The 26,651-nt window shown below is 72.0% G+C and carries 22 protein-coding genes; 5 read left to right on the top strand and 17 right to left on the bottom strand.

What is annotated here, in order from left to right; translation table 11 throughout:
- The first annotated feature begins 2 nt into the window (after nucleotides 1–2).
- Nucleotides 3–1,082, top strand: a complete 1,080-nt coding sequence (locus ACQPXD_RS04255; protein WP_432835008.1) for a DNA primase — start codon at nucleotides 3–5, stop codon at nucleotides 1,080–1,082.
- A 234-nt stretch (nucleotides 1,083–1,316) separates the two neighbouring features.
- Nucleotides 1,317–4,751, top strand: coding sequence for a hypothetical protein (locus ACQPXD_RS04250; protein WP_432835007.1), 3,435 nt, complete (start codon nucleotides 1,317–1,319; stop codon nucleotides 4,749–4,751).
- A gap of 655 nt (nucleotides 4,752–5,406) precedes the next feature.
- Here the strand turns inward: ACQPXD_RS04250 and ACQPXD_RS04245 are convergent.
- From ACQPXD_RS04245 to ACQPXD_RS04225, 5 genes are all read right to left on the bottom strand, one after another.
- A complete protein-coding gene (locus ACQPXD_RS04245) occupies nucleotides 5,407–6,009 on the bottom strand; it encodes a GTP-binding protein (RefSeq protein ID WP_432835005.1) in 603 nt (200 codons plus the stop codon).
- Nucleotides 5,990–6,367 (bottom strand): DUF742 domain-containing protein, encoded by a 378-nt coding sequence (locus tag ACQPXD_RS04240; protein ID WP_432835003.1) that lies wholly within the window; start codon nucleotides 6,365–6,367, stop codon nucleotides 5,990–5,992. Before ACQPXD_RS04240 ends, ACQPXD_RS04245 begins: the two co-directional genes overlap by 20 nt.
- Before the next feature lie 92 nt (nucleotides 6,368–6,459).
- Nucleotides 6,460–6,864, bottom strand: a complete 405-nt coding sequence (locus ACQPXD_RS04235) for a roadblock/LC7 domain-containing protein (RefSeq protein WP_033358336.1) — start codon at nucleotides 6,862–6,864, stop codon at nucleotides 6,460–6,462.
- Entirely contained in the window at nucleotides 6,861–10,466 is a 3,606-nt protein-coding gene (locus ACQPXD_RS04230) for a sensor histidine kinase (RefSeq protein WP_432835001.1), read from the bottom strand. Before ACQPXD_RS04230 ends, ACQPXD_RS04235 begins: the two co-directional genes overlap by 4 nt.
- Before the next feature lie 243 nt (nucleotides 10,467–10,709).
- Nucleotides 10,710–11,777, bottom strand: coding sequence for an adenosine deaminase (locus tag ACQPXD_RS04225; protein WP_432834999.1), 1,068 nt, complete (start codon nucleotides 11,775–11,777; stop codon nucleotides 10,710–10,712).
- Between the two features lie 17 nt (nucleotides 11,778–11,794).
- Here ACQPXD_RS04225 and ACQPXD_RS04220 point away from each other — a divergent pair, with 17 nt between their 5' ends.
- The gene (locus tag ACQPXD_RS04220; RefSeq protein WP_432834997.1) at nucleotides 11,795–12,628 is read left to right on the top strand and encodes a putative RNA methyltransferase; all 834 of its coding nucleotides are present in this window, start codon (nucleotides 11,795–11,797) and stop codon (nucleotides 12,626–12,628) included.
- A 2-nt stretch (nucleotides 12,629–12,630) separates the two neighbouring features.
- On the opposite strand, the gene ACQPXD_RS04215 is transcribed toward ACQPXD_RS04220, so the two are convergent.
- The 8 genes from ACQPXD_RS04215 to ACQPXD_RS04180 all read right to left on the bottom strand — a co-directional run bounded on the left by ACQPXD_RS04215 (nucleotide 12,631) and on the right by ACQPXD_RS04180 (nucleotide 20,953).
- A complete protein-coding gene (locus ACQPXD_RS04215; protein ID WP_432834995.1) occupies nucleotides 12,631–13,299 on the bottom strand; it encodes a DUF4272 domain-containing protein in 669 nt (222 codons plus the stop codon).
- A gap of 37 nt (nucleotides 13,300–13,336) precedes the next feature.
- Nucleotides 13,337–14,614 (bottom strand): thymidine phosphorylase, encoded by a 1,278-nt coding sequence (locus ACQPXD_RS04210; protein ID WP_432834993.1) that lies wholly within the window; start codon nucleotides 14,612–14,614, stop codon nucleotides 13,337–13,339.
- On the bottom strand, nucleotides 14,611–15,318 hold the full coding sequence (locus tag ACQPXD_RS04205) for a cytidine deaminase (protein WP_432834991.1): 708 nt from the start codon (nucleotides 15,316–15,318) through the stop codon (nucleotides 14,611–14,613). The genes ACQPXD_RS04210 and ACQPXD_RS04205 overlap by 4 nt, the downstream gene beginning before the upstream one ends.
- Before the next feature lie 22 nt (nucleotides 15,319–15,340).
- Entirely contained in the window at nucleotides 15,341–16,600 is a 1,260-nt protein-coding gene (locus tag ACQPXD_RS04200; protein ID WP_432834989.1) for an ABC transporter permease, read from the bottom strand.
- Nucleotides 16,597–17,769, bottom strand: coding sequence for an ABC transporter permease (locus ACQPXD_RS04195; RefSeq protein WP_432834987.1), 1,173 nt, complete (start codon nucleotides 17,767–17,769; stop codon nucleotides 16,597–16,599). The genes ACQPXD_RS04200 and ACQPXD_RS04195 overlap by 4 nt, the downstream gene beginning before the upstream one ends.
- Entirely contained in the window at nucleotides 17,766–19,289 is a 1,524-nt protein-coding gene (locus ACQPXD_RS04190) for an ABC transporter ATP-binding protein (protein ID WP_432834985.1), read from the bottom strand. The genes ACQPXD_RS04195 and ACQPXD_RS04190 overlap by 4 nt, the downstream gene beginning before the upstream one ends.
- 68 nt (nucleotides 19,290–19,357) lie before the next feature.
- Nucleotides 19,358–20,413: a BMP family lipoprotein gene (locus tag ACQPXD_RS04185; RefSeq protein ID WP_432834983.1), complete on the bottom strand. Its 1,056-nt coding sequence runs from the start codon at nucleotides 20,411–20,413 to the stop codon at nucleotides 19,358–19,360.
- 192 nt (nucleotides 20,414–20,605) lie between these two features.
- Entirely contained in the window at nucleotides 20,606–20,953 is a 348-nt protein-coding gene (locus tag ACQPXD_RS04180; RefSeq protein WP_432834981.1) for a hypothetical protein, read from the bottom strand.
- Between the two features lie 57 nt (nucleotides 20,954–21,010).
- Here ACQPXD_RS04180 and ACQPXD_RS04175 point away from each other — a divergent pair, with 57 nt between their 5' ends.
- Both ACQPXD_RS04175 and ACQPXD_RS04170 read left to right on the top strand, forming a co-directional pair.
- Complete coding sequence (locus ACQPXD_RS04175) at nucleotides 21,011–21,943, top strand: MerR family transcriptional regulator (RefSeq protein WP_432834979.1); 933 nt, start codon at nucleotides 21,011–21,013, stop codon at nucleotides 21,941–21,943.
- A gap of 1 nt (nucleotide 21,944) precedes the next feature.
- Nucleotides 21,945–23,408, top strand: coding sequence for a glycoside hydrolase family 13 protein (locus tag ACQPXD_RS04170; protein ID WP_432834977.1), 1,464 nt, complete (start codon nucleotides 21,945–21,947; stop codon nucleotides 23,406–23,408).
- 175 nt (nucleotides 23,409–23,583) lie between these two features.
- On the opposite strand, the gene ACQPXD_RS04165 is transcribed toward ACQPXD_RS04170, so the two are convergent.
- From ACQPXD_RS04165 to trpS, 4 genes are read right to left on the bottom strand one after another with little or no spacing between them, the layout of a single operon-like run.
- Complete coding sequence (locus ACQPXD_RS04165) at nucleotides 23,584–24,003, bottom strand: hypothetical protein (RefSeq protein WP_432834975.1); 420 nt, start codon at nucleotides 24,001–24,003, stop codon at nucleotides 23,584–23,586.
- Between the two features lie 8 nt (nucleotides 24,004–24,011).
- Nucleotides 24,012–25,076 carry a YihY/virulence factor BrkB family protein gene (locus ACQPXD_RS04160; RefSeq protein ID WP_432834973.1) on the bottom strand — a complete coding sequence of 355 codons (1,065 nt, stop codon included), beginning with the start codon at nucleotides 25,074–25,076 and terminating at the stop codon, nucleotides 24,012–24,014.
- Between the two features lie 3 nt (nucleotides 25,077–25,079).
- Nucleotides 25,080–25,610 (bottom strand): 2'-5' RNA ligase family protein, encoded by a 531-nt coding sequence (locus ACQPXD_RS04155; protein ID WP_432834971.1) that lies wholly within the window; start codon nucleotides 25,608–25,610, stop codon nucleotides 25,080–25,082.
- A 1-nt stretch (nucleotide 25,611) separates the two neighbouring features.
- Nucleotides 25,612–26,637 carry a tryptophan--tRNA ligase gene (gene trpS, locus ACQPXD_RS04150; RefSeq protein WP_432834969.1) on the bottom strand — a complete coding sequence of 342 codons (1,026 nt, stop codon included), beginning with the start codon at nucleotides 26,635–26,637 and terminating at the stop codon, nucleotides 25,612–25,614.
- Nucleotides 26,638–26,651 lie beyond the last annotated feature (14 nt).

Raw genomic sequence — 26,651 nt, 5'->3', positions numbered from 1 at the left:
AGGTGGAAGAGGAGCTCGACGCCGTCGAAGACGTCGACGCCGAGGTTGCGGTGCAGGACGAGGCCGACGTCGCTGACGTTGTCGAGGTCGACGACGAGGCCGACGCCGACGATGCCGACGCCGACGACGAGGCCGACTTCAACGAGGAGGACGGCGGCAGCGAGCGCTCGGCCCAGGCCGACGCGATGTGGAACGACGTGCGGATCGAGCCCGTCGAGCTGGCGCTGCCCAAGGGCGTCGGCTACACGCTGCGCGCGTACCGGCTCTCCAACGAGCTGACCCCGACGCAGGTCGACGAGGAGGAGGACGACTTCGCGATCCTCGACCGGCGCGCCGCCGACGATGACGACGAGCGGGTCGTGATCCTCGAAAACGCGGAGCTGTTCGAGGAAGAGGAGGAGCCCGCCCCGGCCCCCGCGCCCGCCAAGCGCAAGGGGAAGAAGGACGACTCCGACGAGACGGCCGCCGCGGATTCGGACGAGTCCGATGAATCTCCGGAAACCGACGAAACGGACGAGGCTGAGGCCGGCGCCGAGGAGGCGGAGGCCGAAGACGACGAGGATGAAGACGAAGCAGAGGAGGACGAGGAGGAGCCCGAGGAGGTTCCCGCGTTCCTCAGCCACCACGGCAAGCTGCTGCTCTTCCGCAGCGTCGAGGGCCTCGTCGAGTTCGTGAAGTCCGACGCCGAGCACGACCTGACCCAGATCGACACCTGGGAGAGCCTCAAGTCGCGGATCACGGTGTCGGCGGTCGTGCCCACCGACGAGAACCGCTACGAGCTCGACCTCGTGGTGGAGAACCTGCGCGGCGGCCAGGACGCCTGGGACACCGACCTGCTCCTCGCGGCGGGCGAGGCGGCACGTGACCTTGCTTACGCCCTGCGGCTCGAACCGGTCCGCACGGCGCTCGCCGCCGGCTCCCCCCTCGACGACCTTGACGAGGGCCTCCGAGCTGCGGCATCGGGCGGTGTCGGCGGGTTCTTCGCCAAGCGCCGGCTGAAGAAAATCGGGGCACAACAGGCAGCGCTGGGCTGGCGGACGATTATTGGCAAGATTTCTGCCGCCGTGGACTGGCGTGATTGATTTGTGACCGACAGGATCTAAGCCGTGGGCATTTTCGCACGGCGGGCTCGACTCGGCCGCTGGCCGGACGGGTGGCGGCGGTGATCGACGATCAGCCAACTTGGCATTCAGCCGAAACGGCTGATCGCGTCACTGGCCGTCAACCTGTTCACTAGAGGTCGTTCAGTTTGACCTGCGGCAACACGGCGGCAGGGCGCCGGGACAGTCCCTACCGACGTGACGAAAGCTCAACTGATGTCCCGAGAGGAGGACGACGCGGTGGCGCTCGTTCGGGTGTACTGCGGTCTGGCGTCGGCTGATCTCGCCGAGCCGCAGTCGGGTTCCGACATCTGGTTGACCGTCGCGGTCGTCGACGACGCCGGCCGACTCATCGACATCTGCGAGGTGAGCGACGACGCCGGCGGTTACGCCGAGCTGAGCGCTCTGCTGGCGCAGCGCTCCGGCGGCACGTCCGCCGTAGCGGTCGCGGCCGAAAGCGACGACCACGTCGTCACCCAGCTGCTCACCGCGGCGGGCCGCAACCTCGCCTTCACCGACGACGACTCGGCCGACGACTACGCCGAGCGCTTCGCCGACGACGAGTCACCCGAAGAGATCCAGTCCAACGCCGCCGAGCGCCGCGCCGTGGGCCTCGCCCGCGCGCTGCAGGCCGGCGTGCTCTCCGCGGTCGGGCAGAGCCCGCCGCGCGACATGCTGCCGCTCAAGCCGGTCCTCGCCGCGCACGCGGCGGTCGTCTCCGGCCGGCAGAGCGCCGCGGCCACGCTGCGCGAGGTGCTGCGCGAGCTCTACCCGGCGGCCCTGCGGGCGTATCCGGACCCGGCCGAGGCGATCCCGCTGGCCATCCTCGACGCGCTGCCCGAGCCCGGCATCCTGGGCGGCGGCGCCAACGGCCGCACCCGCGACGCCACCGTCGTGACGGAACTGGCCGGCGCCGGCGTCGCCGACGCCAACACGCTCGGCGAGGCGATCACCGCGCTGCGGGTCGCGATCGCCGAGACCCCGCGCCGCACCGGCGTCAACCGGGTCGTGACCGAGGCCGTCGCCGAGACGATCCGGCAGTCCGTCGCCGCCGTGCGGGCGAGCGACGCCGCGGCCGCCGCCCTGGTGGCGGTGCTGGCCGACAAGATGAGCCCGGCCGTGCACCGCGCCACGGCCGGACGGCCCCGCCCGGCCGCGCAGCTCACGTCGGGCGGCCCCATCGCGCCGCTCGCCCCCGCCACGCCGCTGCGCCCGGCCGGCGCCGCGGACGCCATGCCGTCCCGCTCGCGGGCCGCCTCGGTGGCCTCCAACGCCCGCCCGGCCGCCGCCTCCGCCGACACCGCACCGACCCGCTCCCGGGCCGCGACCCGCGCCGCCGAGGCCGCTCGCGCCGAGGAGGCGGCCGCCGCGCGCGCCGTCGGCGGCCGTCGCCGCGCGCAGAGCACGCCGGGCACCATGCCGAGCCAGGCCCTGCCGCCGGTGGTTTCCGCGCCGCCCGCCGCCGCGGTGACGTCCACCCCGCCGGTCATCTCGACCCCGCCCGGCTACACGCCGGCCGCCGGGAGCCACGTCATCTCCGGCCCGCCCGCCTACGGGCAGGTCTCGTCGGCGCCGCCCGCCTACGGGCAGGTGTCCTCGGCGCCGCCGGCCTACGGGGTCACCTCGGCCCCGCCGGTGACGTCGACCCCGCCGGGTTACACGCCGGCCGCGCACGCCGCCCCGCCGCCGTATACGCCCGCCCCGTACACGCCACCCACGCCGACCTACGCACCCGCGCCGCCGATCCCGCCGACCTACCAGCCGCCGACCCCGGCGTCGCTGCAGTCGATCCCGGTGCCGCTCCAGCCGGCCCCGCCGCAGCCCGTGCCCGTCGCGCCGCTGCCGGTCGCGCCCGCACCGATCTCGCCGCCCCCGGTCGCACCGGCGCCGGTGATCCCGCCGCAGCCGACCGCGGCCGAGCCGCAGTTCACCTCCCTGATGCCACCGCCGCCCCCGGGCATCGCCCCGCTGATCGGCGGATCCGAGCCGCCGCGCTTCGACTCGTTCGGCTACGACCCGCTGACCGTCCCGGCCTCGGCGCCGCCGGCCGCGTCGGTCTCCCCCGCGGCCGCCCACGCCGCCGGCGCCGGCCTCGACAGCAACGCGATGCGGCTCAGCGACCTCAGCGCGCTCGGAGAGCCCCCGATCCTGGGCCCGACCACCTCGGTGCCGGATCCACGCGTCGGCTGGCCGCCGAGCGGGCCGGACAAGGCATCGGCGGGCACGTCGCCCTATGCGTTCGGGGCCGACCCGCTCGCCTCCCCCTCGGAGCTGAGCAGCCTGCCCAAGCTGAGCGACATCCCGCAGCCGCCGGACTTCAGCGCTCTCGATACGCCGACCTTCGGCTCGGGCGAGTTCCCGTCGCTCAACCCGTCGACCCGCGGCGAGCTCAGCGAGCTGTCCCGGTCTGAGTTGGCCCGGTCTGAGCTGGCCCGGTCTGAGCTGGCCCGGTCTGAGCTGGCCCGGTCTGAGCTGGCCCGGTCTTCCGAGCTGCACCGGTCCGCGGAGACCACCGGCATGACCCGCTCCGAGCGCAACCGCGCCGAGCGGGAGCGGGCGGAGCGGGCCGAGCAGCCCACCCGCTCGGAGTCCCGGGAGTCCCGGCACGCCGAGCGCATCCGGGCCGAGGCCGAGCAGCAGGCCGAGCCGGTCCTCAGCGAGCGGTCCCGCACCGAGATCCCCCGTTCCGAGCGGGCCCGCACGGAGATCCCGCGGTCGGAGCGCTCGCGCACCGAGATCCCGCGGTCGGAGCGGTCCCGGACGGAGATCCCCCGCACCGAGATCCCCCGCACCGAGATCCCCCGGACGGAGATCTCCCGCACCGAGATTCCCCGCTCCGAGCGCACCCGCACCGAGATCCCGCGCAGCGAGCGTTCCCGCGGCGCCGAGCGGCACGTCGAGCTGCCCCGCCAGCGCGAGGGCCGGGTGCCCCCGCCGTGGCAGACCGGCGACCTGCCGGCCGAGCCCGCGGGCCTGCGCCTCGTCGAGCCGGCCCCGGTGCCGGACCCGGCGCTGCGCGCGGGCTACTCCGACGAGCTGAGCGGTGAGTACAGCGGCGAGTTCCGCTTCGAGCCCCCGGCCCTGCGCCTGGTCGACTCGGACCGCGGCACCGAGCGCGCGACGGCCCGCAGCAGCGGCAGCGCCGCCGGCCGCAGCCGCCGCGCCGCCGCGGAGCGCGAGGCCGCCAAGCCCACCCCCGACGAGGGCGACGGCGACCTGCTGATCTTCGCGGCCGCCCGCTCGGCCTGGTTCACCGACTGGGACGCCGACTCCACCGGCGACACCGCCAGCCCCGCCCCCAGCTGGGAGAACTCCAACGACACGGCCTGGCAGGCCGCCCAGCGCGCGAGCGCCCCCGAGATCGGCGACGAGACCCGCTCGGGCCTGCCGCGCCGCGTCCCCCAGCAGAACCTCGTGCCCGGCGCCCCGGTCAACAACCCGGAGCGCCCGCTGCGGATCGTCCGCGACGCCGCCCAGATCGCCGCCCACACGACCGGCTACTTCCGCGGCTGGCGCCGCGGCCAGGAGGTCGGCGGCTTCTCGGTCGGCGGCCGCCCGGGCCGCGAATCAGCCGGCGGCTGGGACTTCAGCCGCGAGGCGACCCGGGACTACCAAGAGCGCGAGTACGAATACCGCTCCGCCCGCCGCTAACCCCACCGCGGCCCCTTCACGGGGGCCGCGGCCCCGGACTGTCCCACCGAGCCGCAGGGCAGGGCCGCAGGACAGGCCAGGAGCCGGGCCGCAGGACAGGCCAGGAGCCGGGCCGCAGGACAGTGCGCTCCCCTGGCCAGCCGACCCGCAACGGAGCCGCCTAGCGCGCGCTGTAGGCCGCCTACGCCCACGAACGGGGCGGCCTGCACCCTGGGCGGCCAACCCGGGCCGCACCGGGCCGACAGCGCCGCTGGAGCCATCGTCCCAGCGGTCTGCGCGGCGAAGGGTCAGAGCCCGCCCGGGGCCGAGGCGCCCCGCGGTCGTCGGCCGCATCGTGGCGAACGAAAGTCTCCGTGATCATGCGCTGTCGTCACCCGTTTCGCGAGTTTTGCATGATCTTGGAGACAAAACGTACCTATAGGTACGTTTTTACTCCGCGATCATGAAAAACCGGCGATGTCAACGCAGGTTCAGCATGATCGCGGAGAGTTCTGGTCACGACGGGTCAGAGCGGGCCGGCAAAGGCGGCGAAGGCGGGGTGCGATCATGCTGGCACGCTGCGTAAGGGGGCGTAACGCGAACGCGCACCGGGCGACCCAGAGGGCTGCTCGGTGCGCGGTAGCGGCTTGAGGGGGTGTCTTGCGGCGGTGTGCGGTTACGCCGGCGCGGTGGCGCGGGTGCGGCGCATCGACAGCACGTACTCGACCAGCGAGATGAGCACGTTCTTCGTCGACTCCCGGGAGCGCGCGTCGCAGGACACGACCGGCACGTCTCGGGACACCGCGAGCGCCTCGCGCACGTCGTCGGCGTTGTGGTACTGCACGCCGTCGAAGCAGTTGATGGCCACCAGGTACGGCAGCCGGCGGTGCTCGAAGAAGTCGATCGCGGCGAAGCAGTCGGCGAGTCGCCGCGTGTCCACCATCACGACCGCCCCGATGGCGCCGCGCACCAGCTCGTCCCACATGAACCAGAAGCGGGTCTGGCCCGGGGTGCCGAACAGGTACAGGATCAGGTCGCGGTCGATCGAGATACGACCGAAGTCCATCGCGACCGTGGTCGTCGTCTTGCCGGGCACATTGCGGGTGTCATCCACACCGACACCGGCGGAGGTCATGATGGCCTCGGTGGTCAGCGGCGTGATCTCCGAGACCGAGCCGACCAGTGTGGTCTTGCCCACGCCGAACCCACCGGCGATGACGATCTTCGCTGACGTGACCCGCCCTGGGCGGTGCGCCACGTCAGAGCCTCCGAAGTCCACTCAGCACCCTCTCAAGCAGTTCTGTGCCCACCGACTCGTTTTCGTCGAGCGAGGTCGGCTCGTACACCGCGACCAGTCCGTCGGCAGCCATGTCCGCCACGATGACGCGGGCGACACCCAGCGGGAGCTGCATGCGCGCCGCGATCTCGGCGAGGGACTGCAGTCGCCCGTCGCAAAGCGTGGAAATGTATTGCTGCTCCTGGCCGTGACCACCACCCGGCCGGGAGTTGGCCGCCCGGCCACGCACGGTGGTCTCGACCAGCGCCTCGATCGCAATCTCCAGCTTGGGCCGGGTGCGACCTCGGGTGACGGCGTACGGCCTTACCAGCGCGCCCGTTGGCTCATCGCGTTCGGCCATGCTCGCCGTTCACCTCCTCACTCGTCGGGCCTCGTAAGCAGCCAATGAGTCTGTTACAGGTAATGGATATTGCTCTGTCACCTAGTTCAGCTTCAGCCGAGCATCGATGCCGTAGGCCGAGGCGGCGGCGTAAGTGCGTCACCGACCCGGTCGACCAGCAGCGCCATTTCGTAGCCGACCTGGCCGACGTCACACGCGCGCGCGGCGAGCACCGCGAAGGACGAGCCGTCGGAGATCGACATGAGGAACAGGAAGCCATTATCCATTTCGACCACAGTCTGCAGCACGGCCCCGCCCTCGAAACAGCGGGATGCCCCCTGGGTCAGGCTGACCAGGCCGGAGGCGATCGCGGCGAGTTGGTCACCGCGGTCGCGGGGCAGGTCACGAGAAGCAGCCAACAGCAGACCGTCTGCCGAGACGGCGACCGCGTGGGCGACCCCCGGCACTCGGTCCGCGAAGTTGGCCAGCAGCCAACCGAGATCCTGCGTAGATGTCATGCCTCTTGCTCCTTGCCAACCTGCGAGTTTTGAGGCCCGGCCGAAGTCGGCTCCGGGGTTTTCGAGTCGTCGGACCGCGTGCGGCCGCGCTGAACGCCTCGGTGATACGCCGACAACAGACCGCGCACGGATTCCGGCGTCCGCTTGTGCGCCGCGGCGGGGTTCTTCTCAACCCCACCTGGAACCAGCTGCGACATCGGCACCCGCTTGGGCAAACCCATGTCGGTCGTCGCAAATTCCTGCGCATCGGCGAGTGCCGCTGCCGCTTGCCATCCTTCGTCTGCCGCAGTGTGCCAGTTTACTGCCGGACCACTCGACGCCCGGTCGGCCGAACCTCGCGAAGCTTCACCCGGACTGCGGGTTTCGAATCGCTGCGGCGCGACGTATGGGGGCGGCGCCTCGCTGTATGTGACCTCGACCGGGCGGGTGCTCGGGGAGGGTGGAGCAGGTGCGGGAGCCGGAGGAGGTGTGGGATCTTCCAGCGGCTGCCGCTTGGTCGTGAACCACGCCGACTCGAGCTCTCGGAAGATCGGCAGCTCCATCGTCTCATCGACGAAGCGCTGCCGGGAGTCCTGAGGCTCGCTCTCGCTCGGCGCGGGGTCCCAGTCCAGCCGGACCCGCGGGATCTCGGCCGTCATGTCGATCGGTGCGTAGGGCTCGGGCTGCGGCGCGGAGCGCTGCGGCTCGGGCTCCGGGTCGGCCGGCGGCCACGCGGGGGGCGCCGCCGGGGCCGGGGGCGGCGGCATCGAGAGGCTCGAGGCGGGCCCCGCGGGGACGTCGTCGTAGGCGCCGGGGAAGCCGGGCCGCTGCCGCGGGATCGGGCCGCTGACCTCTTCGGCGTCGGTCACCGCCGCCTCGTCGGTCGGCCAGCTCTCGTTGGCACGGCGCTGCGGCAGCGGGCCGCGCTCGGCCGGCGGGCTCGGCCGGCCGCTGGGTGGCGGCTCGTCGCCCACGCCGGTCAGGTCGGACCAGGCCGGCAGGCCGCGGCCGTTGGTGCCGGGGCCGCCGGCGCCTGGGCCATGGCCCGCCCCATTGCCGGCGCCGGTGCGGAAGCCGCCCGTGCTGAAGCCACCGGTGTCGAAACCACGGCCAGATTCCGGGCGCTCCGACTCGAAGCCACGACCCCGGTCGAATCCACCGGTATCGAAGCCACGGCCCCGGTCGAAGCCACCGGTGTCGGACCCGCGGCCAGGCTCTGGGCGCTCCGGCTCGAAGCCACGGCCCCGGTCGAAACCGCCGGTGTCGAAGCCGCCGCCACCACTCGGCGGCAGGGTCGGCCGCGACGGCGGCGCGGGCGGGGCCGGGCGCGGCGTGGTGCCGTTGGCGAAGCCGTTGACCGTCGGCCGCTCGCCGGTGCTGGGACCGGAGCCGAAGAGGCCGCTGCTGGTGAGGGTGCCGAAGCGCGGCCCGGAGGGGCCCGTGCCGGCGCCGCTGAGGCCACCGCCGAGGCCGCCCGGGGTCGGGCCGCTCTCCAGCGCCAGCGGCGAGGAGAGCGGGGAGCGCGGCGCGGGGGCCGACGGGATCGGCCGGGCCTGAACGACGTCGTTTGGGCCCACGGCGGGCATGCCGGCGGTCGGCATCCCGGCGGTCGCCCGCCCGGACAGCGCCCGGGGCACGAGCACGCCAGCCGGCAGGGTCATGTCGGCGATCGTGCCGCGCTCGCGGGCCGCCCGCAGCTCGACCTTGACGCCGTGCCGGGCCGCCAGCCGGGCGACCACGACGAGGCCCATCATCCGGGAGACGGCCACGTCGACCATCGGCGGATTGGCGAGCCGGTCGTTGAGCTCGGCCAGCTGCTCGGGCGAGACGCCGATGCCGTGGTCCTCGACCAGCAGCACCGAGCGGTCGCCGACGCGGCGGGCCTCGACGATGACGGCCGAGTCGGGCGGGGAGAAGGCGGTCGCGTTGTCGAGCAGCTCGGCGACCAGGTGGACCATGTCGTTGACCGCGTGCGCCGCGATCTCGATGTCCCGGTCGATCATGCCGAACTCGATGCGCGTGTAGTGCTCGACCTCGGACTGGGCGGCGCGCAGCACGTCCATCAGCGGGGCCGGCTCGCGCTGGATGCGGGTGGAGTCGGCGCCGGCGAGGACCAGGAGGTTTTCGTCGTTGCGGCGCATCCGGGTGGCCAGGTGGTCGAGCTGGAACAGCTCGGCCAGCCGGTCCGGGTCCTCCTCGCCGCGCTCCAGCCGGTCGAGGTGACCGATGAGCCGGTCGACCAGGATCTGGGAGCGGCGGGCGAGGTTGACGAACATCGTCGCGACGCTGGCCCGCAGGGCCGCCTGCTCGGCGGCGGTGCGCACGGCCTCCAGGTGGACCGCGTTGAACGCCTCGGCCACCTGACCGAACTCGTCGCGGCTGCGGATGGGCAGCGGCTCGGCGATCTGCAGGGCGACCTGGTGCGGCGACATCTGCGTGGCCAGCGCCGGGTCGCGCAGCCGCTGCACCGCCTGGGGCAGGCCGAACTGGGCGACGGTCAGCGCGCCGTGCCGCAGCTCGCGCAGCGAGCGGGCCATCGACCGGGCCACGATCCAGGCGAAGAGGATCGCCAGCAGGAGCATGCCGATCAGCAGGCCGGCGGTGACGAGCACCCGGCGCTGCAGGTCGTTGCGGTGCGCGGTGGCGGTCTCGATGTCGTGCTCGTCGAACTCTTCCTCGATGCCGCGCAGCAGGTTCGCCTGGTTGATCATGGCGTTGTCCCACTGGGACGGCGTGAAGATGTCGTCGGGCAGCTGGTCGCTGGTGAGCGGGGTCAGCACGCCCTCGAACTTCTTGGCCTCGCGCAGGTCGGACCCGGAGATCTTCTTGTCGAACAGGTCGCGGTGCCAGGGCTGGGAGTTGACCCGGAACTGCTCCTGCGCCTGCTCGTAGCCGGTGAGGGAGGCGCTGAACTCCTTGCGCAGCTGCGGCGGGAACTGCTTCGTGGTGAGCGCCCGCAGCACGACGACCCGCTCGAGGGCGACCTGCTCCTTCATCTGGGAGATCGCGGCCGCGGCGCGCATGTCGGAGCCCAGCGACGGGTTGTTCGACAGGCCGGCCGCCGAGTCGCGGATGCCCAGCAGGTCGTCGATGAGCGTGCGGTAGCGGTTCACGACCGTGCTGGCGAGGATGTCCTTGCCGCCGTCGCTGATCTGCTTGCGCATGCCGACCAGGTCGCCGAGCTCGGTGTCGATCGTGGCGAGCTGGCGGCGGAAGTCCTCGGGCGGGTCGACCAGGCCGGACCGGGTGAGCCGGTATTCCTTGGCGGCGTCGTCGGTCTTCTGCACCTGCCGCTCGAAGGTGCTTTTGGCCTCGACGACGGCATTCTGGCCGGGGTCGGTGAGCACGCCGAGCAGCAGGCCGGCGTTGGCGCGCTCGTTCTGCAGCTCGTGGACCAGCGCGGAGGCCTGGGCGGAGAGGCCGGACAGGGTGCGGGCCCGGTCTGCGTCGTTCGCCTCACCGATGTTGCCGACGAGACCGTTGGTGCCGACCACGATCGTCGCGATGATCGGGACGATCATGATCAGGCCGAGCTTGGACCAGATCGGCAGGTCTCGGAGCCGGCCGACCGGAAAACGCAGACGCGACGAGACCGGCTCCCGCGTCTGTGGCCGTTTGCTCACTTCACCGCCCTCCGAACCGGCGCCTTGTGGAACAGCAGGCACCCGCGACCGGCCGACCCTACTGGGCCAGACCTCCGAGATTCCACCATGTCCTGTGCCAAGAAGAAAGCCCAGGTCTCCCGCTGTGCCTTATGTACAAGGACGAAATAAATGTCCCTTTGGTGGAGATTTATGCCGATCATCCCCTAACGCTGGGCGATTTACCCGATACACCCAGATGATCGCTGGTGACAAATCTGGACATCAGGCCAGCTTGGCATACGCCGGCTTGATGACGTCGTTGATCAATGCCAGCCGCTCATCGAACGGAATGAACGCACTTTTCATGGCGTTCACCGTGAACCACTGCAATTCCGGCCATCCGTAGCCGAACGCCTCCACCAGCAGGGCCATCTCGCGGGACATGCTGGTGCCGCTCATCAGCCGGTTGTCGGTGTTGACAGTGACCCGGAAGCGCAGGTCACGCAGCAGCCCGATCGGGTGTTCCCGGATCGAGGCGGCGGCGCCGGTCTGCACGTTGGAAGACGGGCAGAGCTCCAGCGGGATGCGCTTGTCCCGCACGTAGGCGGCGAGCCGGCCGAGGGCATTGTCCGGCCCGATGTCGTCGACGATGCGCACACCGTGTCCGAGCCGGTCCGCCCCGCACCACTGGATGGCCTGCCAGATCGACGGCAGCCCGAAGGCCTCGCCGGCGTGAATGGTGAAATGTGAGTTCTCGCGCTGGAGGTACTCGAACGCGTCCAGGTGCCGGGTGGGCGGAAATCCGGCCTCGGCGCCGGCGATGTCGAACCCGACCACGCCGGCGTCACGGTAGCGCACGGACAGCTCGGCGATCTCCATCGAGCGCGCGGCGTGGCGCATCGCGGTCAGCAGCGTGGCGACCCGGATCGGGCGGCCCGACGCCGCCGCCTCGGCCGAGCCGGCCCGGAAGCCGTCCAGCACCGCCTCGACCACCTCGGGCAGCGTCAGGCCGCGCTCCAGGTGCTGCTCGGGCGCGAAGCGCACCTCGGCGTAGACGACCCCGTCGGCGGCCAGGTCGAGCGCGCACTCCCGGGCGACCCGGTGCAGCGACTCCGCCGTCTGCATCACCGCGACGGTGTGCGCGAACGTTTCGAGGTACCGCTCCAGCGACCCCGAGTCGGCCGCCGCGACGAACCACTCCCCCAGCCCGTCCGGCGTGGCCGCGGGCAGCTCGTGGCCGATCTCGGCGGCGAGGTCGAGGATCGTGGCGGGCCGCAGCCCGCCGTCGAGGTGGTCGTGGAGGAGGGCCTTGGGCGCGCGACGGATCTCGTCATAGGTCGGTGCAGCCATGCACCGACACTAGTAGCGTGCACACCGCCGTCATCACCCATCTGCGCTGTCCGGTCTGCCGCGCACCCTTTTCATCCGCTTCATCCGCCGAGCGGGCGCTGCGGTGCGCGCAGGGGCATTCGTTCGACATCGCGCGGCAGGGGTACGCCGACCTCACCGCCGGCCGCCCGGTCCACACCGGCGACACGACGGAGATGGTCGCGGCCCGGGCGGCGCTGCTCGCGGCCGGTCACTTCGAGGCCCTGACCGCGGCCGTGGCCGACGTCGTGGCGCGCGAGGAGCCGGGCCCGGTGGTCGAGGTCGGCGCGGGAACGGCCCACTACCTGGCCCGATCGATCGGTACCACCGAAAATGCCGGAATCGCCGTCGACACCTCGAAGCCCGCCCTCAAGCGCGCGGCCAAGGCCGGCGAGCGCATCGGCGCCATCCGCGCGGACGTCTGGCAGGGCCTGCCGATCGCCGACCACGCGGCGGCGGTGATCCTGGACATCTTCGCCCCGCGCTCCGGCGCCGAGTTCGCCCGCGTGCTGCGCCCCGGCGGCGCCCTGGTCGTGGCCACGCCGGCCGCCGGTCACCTCGCGGAGCTGGTCGCCGCGCTCGGCCTGATCCGGGTGGACCCGGCCAAACGGGAGCGGTTGCACAAAACCCTGGATGCCGATTTCGTACCGTCCGCGGAACGCCGCATCCGCGCCCCGCTCGCGCTGACCCGCTCCGACGCCCACGCGCTGGTGGGCATGGGCCCGAGCGCCTGGCACACCGACCCGGCGGCGGTGGCCGAAGCGCTGGAGCGCATGCCCGAGCCGATCGCGGCCACCCTCGACGTCGACCTGACCGTCTGGCGGCCCCGCTGAGCTCAGGTGGACAGATCCACCTGCTCCCAGCGCGGCGGCGCGCCGTGGTAGGGGCCGGCGAACATCACCGCCCACTCCAGCGCCCAGCGCCGCTGGCCCACCGCGTTGAGGTCGATCGGGCCCGGCGCCGGCAGCCGGCGCAGCGACCAGTCGAGGCAGTAGTACAGGTCCAGCTGCTCCGCCGAGGCGATCGCGTCGCGCGGGGCGGCCAGCGTGCGGCGACGCCACGCGTCGAAGCTCTCGCCCTGCGCCAGGTTCGGCAGCCGCTCCTGCAGGGCGTCGAGCGCGCACGGGCGCATCGGGTCCAGGTCCAGCGCGATGCCGAGCAGCCAGGACAGCGCGAAGAGCGCCTCCAGGTGCAGCGCGAACGAGCGCTCGTCGCCCTGCCCCTCGGCCACGAACTGCCACTCCGGAGGGGTCAGGTGGTCGACCAGCCGGGACTCGGCCAGCCACTGGACGGCGAGCTCCGGCGGCATGCCCAGCGCGCGGGACAGCACGACGTTGAGGCACGCGGCGCGCGCCTCAATCTCGCCGCCGGCGCGCAGTTCTACCTGGTCACCGGGCTCCCAGACCAGCGGGAAGTCGGGCGGGGGAAGGGGGAGTCGCAGGCGGTGCAACTCCTCGAGGCTCGCCTCCCGCACCCGCTGCGGATCCGGCGCCGTCTTGCTCACCCGCGCACAATAACCGGCCGTTCGGACACACCGCGCATCAGGAGATGCGGTCGAGGATCAAGGGCCGCTTGGCCAGGGGAGCCTCGGCGATCCGTACCGCATCCCGGGCGACTTCCAGCGCGGCCGGCAGCTTCGCCGCGTCCTCGGCGCGCAGCTCCATGAGCACGTCGCCGGCCCGCACCGCGTCGCCGGGCTTCTTGTGCAGCAGGATGCCGGCCGAGGCGCTCACCGGGTCCTCCTTGCGCGCGCGGCCCGCGCCGAGGCGCCAGGCGGCCACCCCGACCGCGTAGGCGTCCAGGGCGGCCACGAAGCCGTCGGCCTCCGCGCGGATCGTCTCGACCTCGCGGGCGACCGGCAGCGGCGCGTCCGGGTCGCCGCCCTGCGCGCGCACCAGCGCGCGCCACGAGTCCATCGCCCGCCCGTCGGCGAGCGCGTCCTGCGGGTCGGTGTCGCCCAGGCCCACGGCGTCGAGCATCTCCCGGGCCAGGGCCAGGGTGAGCGCGACGACGTCGGCCGGGCCGCCGCCCGCGAGCACCTCCAGCGACTCCTCCACCTCGATCGAGTGCCCGACCGCCCGGCCCAGCGGCGTCTCCATGTCGGTCAGCAGCGCCACCGTGGCCACGCCGTGCGCCTTGCCCAGCTCGACCATGGTCCGGGCCAGCTCGCGGGCATTGGCGACGTCGCGCATGAAGGCGCCCGAGCCGAACTTCACGTCGAGCACCAGCGCGGAGGTACCCTCGGCGATCTTCTTGCTCATGATGGAGCTCGCGATCAGCGGGATCGCCTCGACCGTGCCGGTGACGTCGCGCAGGGCGTAGAGCTTGCGGTCGGCCGGGGCCAGGCCGTCGCCGGCCGCGCAGATCGCCGCGCCCACCGTGCGCAGCTGCTCGACGAACTCCTCGTTGGACAGCCGGGTGCCGAAGCCGGGGATGGTCTCCAGCTTGTCCAGCGTGCCGCCGGTGTGGCCGAGGCCCCGGCCGGACAGCTGGGGTACCGCCGCACCCAAAGCGGCCACCAGGGGCGTGAGCGGCAGCGTGATCTTGTCACCGACCCCGCCCGTCGAGTGCTTGTCGACGGTCGGGCGCCCGACCTTGGACAGGTCCAGCCGCTCGCCGGAGGCGATCATCGCCGCCGTCCAGCGGGCGATCTCCCCCGCCGTCATGCCGTTGAGCAGGATCGCCATCGCGAGGGCCGACATCTGCTCGTCGGCGACCTCGCCGCGGGTGTACGCCGCGATCACCCAGTCGATCTGCGCGTCGCTCAGCACCCCCCGGTCGCGCTTGGTGCGGATGACGTCCACTGCGGCGAAGCTCATCGACTGCTCCAGTCTCGTTCGATACCGGCGGGCCGCGGGGTGTCCCCGGCCCAGCTCGCGGTGCCCTGCGCGTCCACGACCACCACCCGCGGGGTGCGGATGCGGCCCCACTCGACCGCGTCGGCGTCGGTGGCGAACGTCGGTCCTTCCTCCAAGATCCCGGCTGGCTCGTCGTCGCCGCCGGAGGAGCGATCCCAATACGACGTCCACACCTGCCGCCCGCCGGCGATGTCCGGGTGCACGAAGACGGTGCCGCTGCCCACCTTCAGCGCGAGCGCCGCCGGCACCGCCGGCCGCCGGTCCCGCTCACCGGCGATGCGGTCCAGGTCCTGGTCGTCGAAGGCGTGCGGCAGCAGCGCCGACATCGGCAGCGGGCCGCTCGCGTGGTCGATCAGCAGCGCCGCGCCCCCGTGCTCCCACAGCAGCTGCCGGCAGCGCCCGCACGGCATGAGCGGGCGGCCGTCGGCATCCACGCAGGCCAGTGCGAGCAGCCGGCCGCCGCCGGTGACCTGCAGGTTGGACACCAGCCCGCACTCGGCGCACAGGCCGAGGCCGTAGGAGGCGTTCTCCACGTTGCAGCCGACCACGACCCGGCCGTCGTCGACCAGCGCGGCGGCGCCGACCGGGAACTTGGAGTAGGGAGCGTAGGCGCGTTCCATGGCGGTGTTGGCGGCGCTGCGCAGCGCGGCCCAGTCGATGTTCACTCTCCCAGTCTGACCTTCCGTGTCAGCCGCCACGGCGATACGGCTTGCCGTCGGCGGCCGGCATGCGCAGCCGCTGGGCGGCCAGGGCGAGCACGACCAGCACCGTGATGTAGGGCGCGGCCTGGACCAGGGCCGTGGGGATCTTGTCGACCGTGAAGTAGGTGACGTACGACAGGATGCCCAGCACCCCCGAGGAGATCGCCAGGACCGTGTTGCGCCGGCGCAGCTCCCACACCGCCAGGGCCAGCAGCAACGCGCCGACCAGGATCAGCAGCGCGTGCACCGACTCCGAGCCGCGGCGCAGCTGCAGCGCGTCGGTGTAGCCGAACAGGGAGGCGCCCAGCGCCAGGCCGCCCGGCCGCCAGTTGCCGAAGATCATCGCGGCGAGGCCGATGTACCCGCGGCCGCCGGTCTGGCCCTCCCGGTAGATCACCGAGCTGACCGTGGACAGGAACACGCCGCCGAGGCCGGCCATCGCGCCCGAGATGATCACGCCGTAGTACTTGTACAGGTACACGTTGATCCCGAGACTCTCGGCCGCCCGCGGATCCTCGCCGACCGAGCGCACGCGCAGGCCGAACGACGTCCGCCACAGCAGGAACCAGGTCAGCGGGATCAGCGCCACCGCCAGGATCGTGACCACCGACACGTCGACCAGCAGGCCGCGCAGCACGCCGGCCAGGTCGCTGATCACGAACCAGTGGTGCTTCTCCAGCCCCTCCAGCCGGTTCACGAAGGGCACCGAGACCGACGGCAGCGGCTTGACCGTCGGCGACTGGGTCGGGCCGGCGCCGGGCGTGCCGTTCCAGGCCAGGAAGGAGAGGTACCGCGCGAGCCCGGGCGCCAGGATCGTCATCGCCACGCCGGAGATGATGTGGTCGACGCCGAAGGTGACGGTGGCCACGGCGTGGATGAGCCCGCCGGCCGCGCCGCCGAGGATGCCCAGCAGCAGGCCGATCCAGGGGCCGTACTGCAGGCTCCCCCACGCGCCGAACCAGGTGCCCAGGATCATCTGCCCCTCGAGGCCGATATTGACCACGCCGGCCCGCTCCGCCCACAGCCCGCCGAGGCCGGCCAGTCCGAGCGGGATCGCCGCCTGCAGCGCGGCCTGGATGGCGCCCTGCGAGGTGACGTCGTTCGCGCCGGTGAGCAGGTGCACCAGCGACAGGCCGACGAGCGCGCCGGCGATGATCAGCAGGATCCGCGCGGTGCCCAGCCGCCGCCGCCCGGCCGCGGGCGGGACGTCGGCCGCGGCGGTGGAGAGCATGGTGTCGGTGCTCACTTCGACTCCTCCGAGCTCGCGACCAGCGGGGCCGAGCCGGCCGGGGCCGCGGTCGCGGCGCCGACGCGCTGCTGCTGGGCGCGCCGGCCGATCCGGGCGGCCAGTTCGTAGGCGATGACGACGGAGAGCACGGCGACGCCCTGCATGATCAGCACGATCTCCTTGGGGATGCCGTCGAGGTCGAGGATCAGCTGCGAGCGGGCCAGGAAGCCCCACAGGATCGCGCCCAGCGCCATGCCGACCGGGTGGTTGCGCCCGAGCAGGGCGACCGCGATGCCGGTGAAGCCGATGCCGCCGAAGCCCTCCGTGTAGGTGTGGCTCTCGCCGAGCATGCGGGGCAGGTTGACCAGGCCGGCGATGGCGCCCGAGATCAGCATCGCGGTGATGATCATTCGCTTGGCGTCGACGCCGCTGGCCGTCGCGGCGAACGGGTTGTAGCCGGTCGCGCGCAGGTCGAAGCCGAAGCGGGTGCGGTTGACGGTGAACCAGTAGACGACGCCGAGGACCGCGGAGATGACCAGGAAGCCCAGCACCTTCTGGTCGGTGCCGGAGACGATCGGCAGACCGGGGAACCAGGTGTTCTCCGGCAGGATGCCGGTGGTCTTGATCTGCGCGCCGGGCTCCTGCACGCCCCAGTGATCGTTGAGCAGCCAGGTCACCACGAGCGCGCCGATGGAGTTGAGCATCAGCGTCGAGATGACCTCGCTGACCCCGCGCTGGGTCTTGAGCACCGCGGCGATGGCCGCCCACGCGGCGCCGACCAGCATCGCCACCACGATGATCATCACGATCCGCAGCGAGCCGGGCATCCACTTGGTGAACGAGGCGCTGGCCAGCGCGCCCGCCATGAAGGCGGCGATCTTCGACTGGCCCTCGACGCCGATGTTGAACAGGCCCATCTTGAAGCCGATGGCGACCGCGACGGCGGCGATGTAGTACTCGCTGGCCTTGTTGAGGATCTCCACCTGCGAGTCGGGCTCGGTGCCGAACTTGTACATGTCGGTGAAGGCCTGGATCGGGTCCTTGTCGCTGATGATCAGCGCGATGGAGGAGATCGCCGCGGCGATCACCAGGGCGGCGACCGGGGCGATGAGCTGCGGCAGCAGCTTGCCCAGGTCGATGCGTCGCCAGGCGGCCGGCGGCGCGGGCGCGGCGGTTCCGGCGCTCACTCGGTGGTCTCCTGCTCGATCGTGGCGCCGGTCATGGCGACGCCCAGCTGTTCGGGGGTGACGGTCGCCGGGTCGGCGTCGGCCACCAGCCGCCCGCCGTAGATCACCTTGAGCGCGTCGGACAGGCCGATGAGCTCGTCGAGGTCGGCCGAGATCAGCAGCACGCCCATGCCGGCGATGCGGGCGTTGCGGATGTGGTCCCAGATCGCGGCCTGGGCGCCGACGTCAACGCCGCGGGTGGGGTGGGCGGCGATGAGCACCTTCGGCGTGTGGCTCATCTCCCGGCCGACGATGAGCTTCTGCTGGTTGCCGCCGGACAGCGCCAGGGCGGCCACGTCGATGCCGGGGGTACGCACGTCGTACTCCTCGACGATGCGCTGGGTGTCCCGCCGCGCGCCGCGGACGTCGATGAGGAAGCCGCGCGCGTTGGGCGCCTCCGTCTGGTGGCCGAGGATCCGGTTCTCCCACAGCGGCGCGTCCAGCAGCAGGCCCTGGCGGTGCCGGTCCTCCGGCACGTAGCCGATCCCGGCCTCGCGGCGGCGCCGGGTCGGCCAGGCCGAGACGTCCTCGTCGCCGAGCAGGATCGTGCCGGTCGCCGGGCGCATGCCGAGGATCGCCTCGGCGAGCTCCGCCTGGCCGTTGCCCTCGACGCCGGCGATGCCGACGACCTCGCCCCGGTGGATCGTGAAGGTCGCCGAGTCGACGACCGGCCGGCCCTCCGCCCCCAGGACGGTGAGGTTCCGCACGACCAGTGCCGGCTCGTCGGTCACGGTCGACTCGCGCGCCTCCGGGCTGGGCAGTTCGCTGCCGACCATGAGGGTGGCCAGCTGGCGGGCGGTGACCTCGGCCGGCTTGACCGAGGCGACCGTGGTACCCCGGCGGATGACGGTGATGTCGTCGGCGACCGCGCGCACCTCGTCGAGCTTGTGCGAGATGAACAGCACGGTCAGGCCCTCGCGGATGAGCTCGCGCAGGTTGCCGAAGAGCTCGTCGACCTCCTGCGGCACGAGCACCGCGGTCGGCTCGTCGAGGATGAGGATCCGGGCGCCGCGGTAGAGCACCTTGAGGATCTCCACTCGCTGGCGGTCGCCCACGCCGAGGTTCTCCACCAGCTCGTCCGGGCGCACGCCCAGGCCGTACCGCTGGGAGATCTCCTGGATCGCGGCCTTCGCCCGGGCACCGATCCCGTGCAGCTTCTCGGCCCCGAGCACCACGTTCTCGGTTACGGTGAAGTTGTCGGCCAGCATGAAGTGCTGGTGCACCATGCCGATGCCGGCTTCGATCGCGCCCTGCGGCGAGGAGAAGCGCACCGGCTTCCCGTCGATGACGATCTCGCCCTCGTCGGGCGGCTGCATGCCGTAAAGGATCTTCATCAGGGTCGACTTGCCGGCACCGTTCTCACCGACGATCGCGTGGATCGTGCCCTTGCGCACGGTGAGGTTGACGTCGGAGTTGGCCACAACGCCGGGGAACCGTTTGGTGATCCCCTTGAGCTCGACGGCGGGTGGTTCCGCGGTCATCCAGGCTCCTCAAGATGATGGCGGGGGACCGGATCACAGTCCCCCGCCGTCCACCTGCTGTCTATGGGCTACTTGGTGGGTACGGTGACCTTGCCCGACACGATGTCGGCCTTGGCCGCGTCCAGCTTGTCCTTGATGTCGTCGACCTGCCCGCCGGAGGTGGCGTAGCCCACGCCGTCGACCTTGAGGTCGAAGACGGTCGGGCCGCCCTTGAAGTTGCCGGCGGCGTAGTCCTTGACGAAGTTGAACACCGCGTTGTCGACCCGCTTGAGCATCGAGGTCATGATCACCGGCTTGAGCGAGGCGTCGGTGACGGTGTTGTACTGGTCCGAGTCGACGCCGATGGCCAGCTTCGACTTGGCCTTGGCCGCCTCGAAGACGCCGGTGCCGGAGCCGCCGGCCGCCGCGTAGACGATGTCCGCGCCCTGGTCGTACATGCCGCTGGCGGCCGTCTTGCCACCCGCCGGGTCGTTGAAGCCCTTGCAGGCCTCGGCCGGGGTCGACAGGTAGTTGGTCAGCACCTTGATGTCGGCCTTGGTGGCCTTCGCGCCGGCCGTGAAGCCCGCCTCGAACTTCTTGATCAGGTCGACCTGGCAGCCGCCGATGAAGCCGACCGTGCCGGACTTCGTCTTCAGGGCCGCGGCGACGCCGACCAGGTAGGAGCCCTGCTCCTCGGCGAAGGTCAGGTCGGCCACGTTGTCGGCCGCGGTGGCGCCGTCGACGATCGCGAACTTGGTGCTCGGGCAGTCCTTGGCCGCGCGGGCGAGCGGGCCGTTCTTGGCGTCGGCGCCGTCGTAGACGAAGCCGACCGCGATCACCGGGTTGTAGCCGGTGGTGCACAGCAGCTTCAGCCGTGAGTACTTGTCGTTCTCGCTCTCGCCGGCGACCGCGGCCAGGTCCTTGACCTCGAGGTTCAGGTCGCTCTTGACCCGGTCCAGGCCCGCGGCGGCGGAGTCGTTGAAGGACTTGTCGCCCCGGCCGCCGATGTCGAAGGCGAGGCCAACCTTGACGTTCTTCTTGGCGGCCGGAGCACTGCTGTCGCTGCCCGTGCTGCTGCTGTCATCACCGCAAGCGGTCATGCCCATCGCGACGATCGCCACGGCGGCGGCCGCGAGAGCCTTCATCCCACGCACTCGGCGCAAGACGGTCTCCCTTCCCAATGGCACCGCCCCAACGCGGTGAACCCAACGGCGGGAGCGTACGCCCTCATGGGGCCCATTCCGGGCTTCGCAGCCGGGTTGGGAGGAGTGCGTTATAGGGCCGTGACGTGTCGGCGGTCCCTCCCGCCTCGTGGGATCGATCTTGTAACATCCCCTTTACCTCCAAAACACGGCAACCGCGGCGTTACCAACCGTCAATCCGACCAACGCGAGGAAATGCCCCCGGGCGACCTGCTCGCGCTTGCGCGGAAAGAACGCCATGACGAAGATCATCAGGCCGATGACCAGCTTCACCGCGAGCTTGGCGGTCGGCGGCTCGTGATCGCCCCCGCCGCGCAGCGGGGCGGCCAGCGCCAGGCCCGTCACCACCTGCACGACCGACCCCCACAGCATGGCCGGGTTGATGCGCAGTTTTCCGGTGAGGTACTGCGCGATCGAACCGCCCAGCAGCATCGCGAAACCGATCAGGTGGAGGAAGAGGAGGATGAGCCGCAAAGTCTGCATGCGCGCAAGGTAGCGGTCGGTTGACTCTCCCCCTGCTGGAGGGTCGACGATCGTGGCATGAACATCGGCGAGCTGTCGCGCCTCACCGGGCTGCCGGTCAAGACGATCCGGTACTACTCGGACGTCGGCCTGGTGCCGGAGGCCGAGCGCTCGCCGGCCGGGTACCGCCGCTATGACCACGCGGCACTGGTCCGGCTGGAGTTCGTGCGGACGCTGCGCGAGCTGGGCCTGGACCTGGCGACCATCCGCCGGGTGCTCGAGCGCGGGGCCGACCTGGGCGCGGTGGCGGCGGCCCACGCCGAGGCGCTGGGCGCGCAGATCCGGGTGCTCCGCCTGCGCCGGGCGGCCCTGCGGGCGGTGGCTTCCCGCGACGCCGGCCCGGCCGACCTGGACCGCCTGGCGAAGATCGCCCAGGCCGGCGCCGACGAGCGCCGCCGGATCCTCGACGAGTTCTTCGACAGCATCTTCTCCGGCATCGCGGAATCCGCTTCTACCGACGGGACGCGCAGCGGCGAGGCTTTTGCCGGGGGGATGCGCAGCGTCACGGCGGATCTGCCCGACGACCCGACCGACGAGCAGGTCGACGCCTGGATCGAGCTGGCCGAGCTGCTGCGGCAGCCGGACTTCCGCGACAAGCTGCGCGAGATGGGCCGGCGCAGCTTCGCCCCCGGCGCGCCGCGGGTCGTGCCGACCGACCCGGCGGAGCTCAAGTGGTTCACCGACCTGGTCGGGGCGGCCCAGGACCGCGGCCGGCCCGATCCGGCGACCGTGGCCGACACGGTGCTGGCCCGCTGGGCTTCGATGGCCGGCCGGGCCGACGGCCCCTCGCTGCGCGCCGAGGTCATCGCGGCCCTGGAGGGCGGGGTGGAACCGCGGGCGGAGCGGTACTGGCAGCTGATGGCCGTCATCAACGGCTGGCCGCCGGTCCCGGCCACCATGCACAGGTGGGCCTGGTTCCTTTCGGCCCTCAAGGAGGGCGCCGGTCGGTAGCGTGGATCTCGTGGAGTGGTGGCGGACCGCGGTCATCTATCAGATTTATCCGCGCAGCTTCGCCGACTCCGACGGCGACGGGGTGGGCGACCTGCCCGGGATCACCGCCCGCCTGCCACACCTGGCCGACCTGGGGGTCGACGCCGTGTGGCTGTCGCCGTTCTACCGCTCGCCGATGGTCGACGGCGGCTACGACGTGGCCGATTATCGCGACGTCGACCCGGTGTTCGGCACGCTGGCCGACTTCGACGCGTTGCTCGCCGAGGCGCACCGGCTGCGGCTGCGGGTGATCGTCGACATCGTGCCCAACCACACCTCGTCGTCACACCCGTGGTTCGTTTCGGGCCTGCGGGATCGGTACGTCTTCGCCCCGGGCCGCGGGGACGCCCCGCCGAACGACTGGCAGTCCCTCTTCGGCGGCCCGGCCTGGACCCGGATGCCGGATCAGTCCTGGTATCTCCACCTGTTCGACCCGGGCCAGCCCGACTTGAATTGGGACAATCCGGACGTCCGCGACGAGTTCGAGGACATCCTGCGCTTCTGGCTCGACCGCGGCGTGGACGGCTTCCGCGTCGACGTCGCGCACGGTCTGGTCAAACCGGATTTTTCGGAAATATCGGTTTTTGACCAGGATGGCGTGCACGAGATCTACCGCGGGTGGCGCAAGATCCTCGACTCGTACCCCGGCCAGCGCATGGCCGTCGCCGAGGTCTTCGACACCGAGCCGGCCCGGGTCGCCCGCTACGTCGCCGCCGACGAGCTGCACCAGGCGTTCAACTTCGACTTCCTCGAGGCCCCGTGGGAGCCGGAAACCCTGCGGCGGATCATCGACGCCTCGATCGCGGCCGCCGCGCAGGTCGGCGCCCCGCCGACCTGGGTGCTGTCCAACCATGACCGGCGCCGCCACGTCACCCGCTTCGGCGGCGGCCCGGCCGGCCAGCGCCGGGCCCGCGCCGCCGCGCTGCTCATGCTCGGCCTGCCCGGCTCGGCCTACCTCTACCAGGGCGAGGAGCTGGGCCTGCCCGAGGTGCTCGACCTGCCGGCCGCGGCCCGGACCGACCCGCAGTGGCTCCGCTCCGGCGGCGCGGAACTGGGCCGCGACGGCTGCCGCGTGCCGCTGCCCTGGGAGGGCGACGCACCGCCGTTCGGCTTCGGCCCCGGCGGCCGCTCCTGGCTGCCGATGCCGCCGGACTGGGCCGGCCGCACGGCCGCGGCCCAGCGCGCCGACCCGGACTCGATGCTCAACCTCTACCGGGCCGCGCTGCGGCAGCGCCGGCCGGCCGCGGCGCTGACGTGGCTCGCGGCGCCCGACGGCGTGCTGCGCTTCGAGACCGACGGCGGGCTGCTGGTGACGGCCAACCTCGGCGACTCACCCCACCCCCTGCCGGCACGGCCGCTGCTGGCCAGCTCCCCGGTCGACGCCACGCTGCCGCCGGACACGACGGTGTGGCTGAGGGCAGGATGAACCAGCCGCGCGGGTCTCGGAGGTGCTGGCCCAGCGTCTTTATCGCACCCTACCCCATCGACACAAATCACTGCGTTACCCAGCGTCGCGAGCCAAACGCCGAAAGCAGTTGTGGTGCCCGGGTCACCCGGAAATGTCCCGATCGACAAGCACCACAACTGCAAGGTCGCGCGAACTAGGGGGCGAGTTTTGCCGCGATGCGCGCAAAGCCGGCGCGGATCTCGTCGACCGACGGCGGCTCGTGCTCGTGGTCGTCGTCATGGTCGTGGTCGTGCGGCTCGGCGTCGTAGCCGGCCAGCTCCGCGTCGAGCGCGGCGGTCTCCAGGTCTTCGTTCTCGGCCGCCATCCGGGAGGCGGCGATGTCGCCCTGGATCTGTTCGACGGTCACGTGCGGCTGGAGCGGCTCCACGACCGCCATCAGTTCCTCGTCGGCCACCACGGCCTCGGCGAGGGCGAGCGCGTGCGCGCGCTCGTAGGGGCCGCAGACGACCGGCTCCCACTCCTCCTCATCGTTCATCGGGCCGAAGGTGATGATCCACGGCAGGGTCAGCGCCGGCGCGTCGGCCGGCAGGTCCAAAGTCACGAGTGCACCCACGGCGCCCATCATGACGGGTCCGGGCGCTCCGCACTCGGCGAACCGCCGGACGGCCCGACCGGCGCGCCGCCGATACCGACCGGACTGCCGGGCGGCACGACGTGGGCCGCCACCTCGGCCGCGTGCTCGGTGGTGGCGGCCGCCTGCTCGACCAGCTCGGCGGCGCGGCGGGCGGCCTGCACGTCGGCCCGCGGCTGGCCGCCGGCGAGGTCGACGACCCGGCCGTGCGGGCTGGTGGCGGCCAGCGACGCGGCGAAGAGCAGCAGCTGGTGCAGCAGGTACATGTACAGCAGCAGCCCGATGGTGCCGGCGACCAGCTGATAGGCCGGGTTGTGCTCGGTCCGCGTGATGTACCACTTCCCGAGCGTCTTGAGCAGGCCCAACCCGACGGCGAAGAGCAGCGCCGACGGCCAGAGCCGGCGCAGCGACATGCGCAGCCGGGGCACCCCGACCAGCAGCGCCGCGCCGAGGAAGACGTCGACCACGCCGGAGAGCACCGACGAGGAGGCCCGCAGCGCGACCCGCACCGGGTCCTGTCCGGCGTCCCCGGCCAGCCAGTACAGCAGCTCCTGCACCCCGGCGAAGATGCCGATCGAGATCAGCATCAGCAGGCCGAGGCCGAGCAGCACGCTCAGGTCGACCAGCCAGCGGACCACCGGGTTGCCGGGGTTCTCCTGCAGCTGCCACAGCGCCCGCTGCGAGGAGCGCAGGTTCTCCACCCAGCCGACGCCGGCGACGACCAGGCCGGCCAGCGCCAGGATGCCGATCTGCTGGCTGCCCGCGAAGATCTGGTCGGTGTGCAGTTGGGGCAGGTTGGCCTGCAGGTAGACCTGCACCCGGTCGACCACGAGCCGGTTGCCGCCGAGCACCCGGCTGAGGATGAAGAACAGCACGACGACCATGGCGAAGACGGCGAAGAACCCGTAGTAGGCGGTCGCGGCGGCCAGGCGGGAGGCGTTGACGTCGAAGTACCGTTCCTGGGCGCGCCAACCGTGATCGAAGACCCGCGACCGCCTCCGGGCCGCGGCGACCATGCGATCGAATCCGGCCTCGAGCCGGTCGAGCGGGTTCACCCTTCAATCGTCCGACGCGAGGGGGTACTCCGCATAGCGACGCCACCGGCCGCCGTCGTCGTGTTCGAAAAGGGTGAACGCGGCGACCGCGAAGGACGCCTCGTAGCCGGCGAGGCCGGCGAAGGCGGCGTCGAGCTGGGCGGGGCTCACGTCGTGGGCCACGGTCACGTGCGGGTGGTAGGGGAAGCGGGCCGCGGCCCGGATCGCGTCGGCCGCGAGGACCGCGTCGTGCAGCTGCTCACACTCGCTGATGCCGGCCGCCACCGCCACGAACACCACCTGCGTGACCGGCCGGAAGGTGCCGGTGCCGCGCAGCTGCACGGTGAAGGACCGGTGTGCCTTCGCCACCTCGCACAGGTGCCGGTGGATCCCGGGCAGGTCGGCCGCGGCGATCTCGGTCGGGCCGAGCAGGGTGACGTGGGCCGGCACGTACTCCCCGACCGGGTCACCGGCGGCCAGCCGGGCGGCGGTCAGCTCGCCGCCCCACGGCTGCGGGATGTCGATCGCGACGCCGATGGTGGTCTTGTCGTCCACCTCAGTGTGCGGCCGCGCCGGGGGCGAGGAAGCCGATGCGCTCGTACACCGTCCGCAGCGTCGGGCCGGCCACCGCGCGGGCCTTCTCCGCGCCGACCGCGAGCAGCTTGTCGAGCTGGTCGGGGTCGTCGAGGTAGGCGTTGGTGCGCTGCTGGATCGGCCGGATGAACTCGACCACGACCTCGGCGAGGTCCTTCTTCAGGTCGCCGTAGCCCTTGCCGTCGTACGCCTCGACCAGCTCGTCGATCGTGCGGCCGGTGAGCGCCGCGTAGATGGTGAGCAGGTTGGAGACGCCGGGCTTGCCGGCCTGGTCGAAGATGATCTCGCGGCCGGTGTCGGTGACCGCGGAGCGGATCTTCTTGGCCGCCTTCGCCGGGTCCTCCAGCAGCTCGATCAGGCCGCTCGTGGTCGAGGCCGACTTCGACATCTTCGCGGTCGGCTCCTGCAGGTCGGTGATCTTCGCCGTGTCCTTGATGATGTACGGCGCGGGCACGGTGAAGGTCGGCCCGAACGTGGTGTTGAACCGCTGCGCCAGGTCGCGGGTCAGCTCCAGGTGCTGGCGCTGGTCCTCGCCGACGGGCACGGCGTCGGCCTGGTAGAGCAGGATGTCGGCGGCCTGCAGGATCGGGTAGGTGAACAGGCCGACGCTGGAGCGGTCGGCGCCCTGCTTCTGCGACTTGTCCTTGAACTGCGTCATCCGGCTGGCCTCGCCGAAGCCGGTGATGCAGCTGAGCACCCAGCCCAGTTGGGCGTGCTCGGGCACGTGGCTCTGCACGAACAGCGTGCAGCGCTCCGGGTCGAGGCCCACGGCGAGCAGCTGGGCGGCGCTGACCCGGGTGCGGCGGCGCAGGAGGGCCGGGTCGTGGCCGGCGGTGATCGCGTGCAGATCGACCACGCAGTAGAAGGTGTCGTGGGTCTCCTGCATCGCCACCCAGTTGCGCAGGGCACCCAGATAGTTGCCCAGGTGGAACGAGTCGGCGGTGGGTTGAATCCCGGAGAGCACCCGGGGCCGGGCGGGAGACGACATGCCGCCATTCTGTC

The sequence above is a fragment of the Dactylosporangium sp. CA-092794 genome (genome assembly GCF_050948465.1).
Lineage (GTDB): Bacteria > Actinomycetota > Actinomycetes > Mycobacteriales > Micromonosporaceae > Dactylosporangium.
Note: the sequence above shows the minus strand (reverse complement) of the source record. Positions and strands in the feature narration are given on the sequence as shown.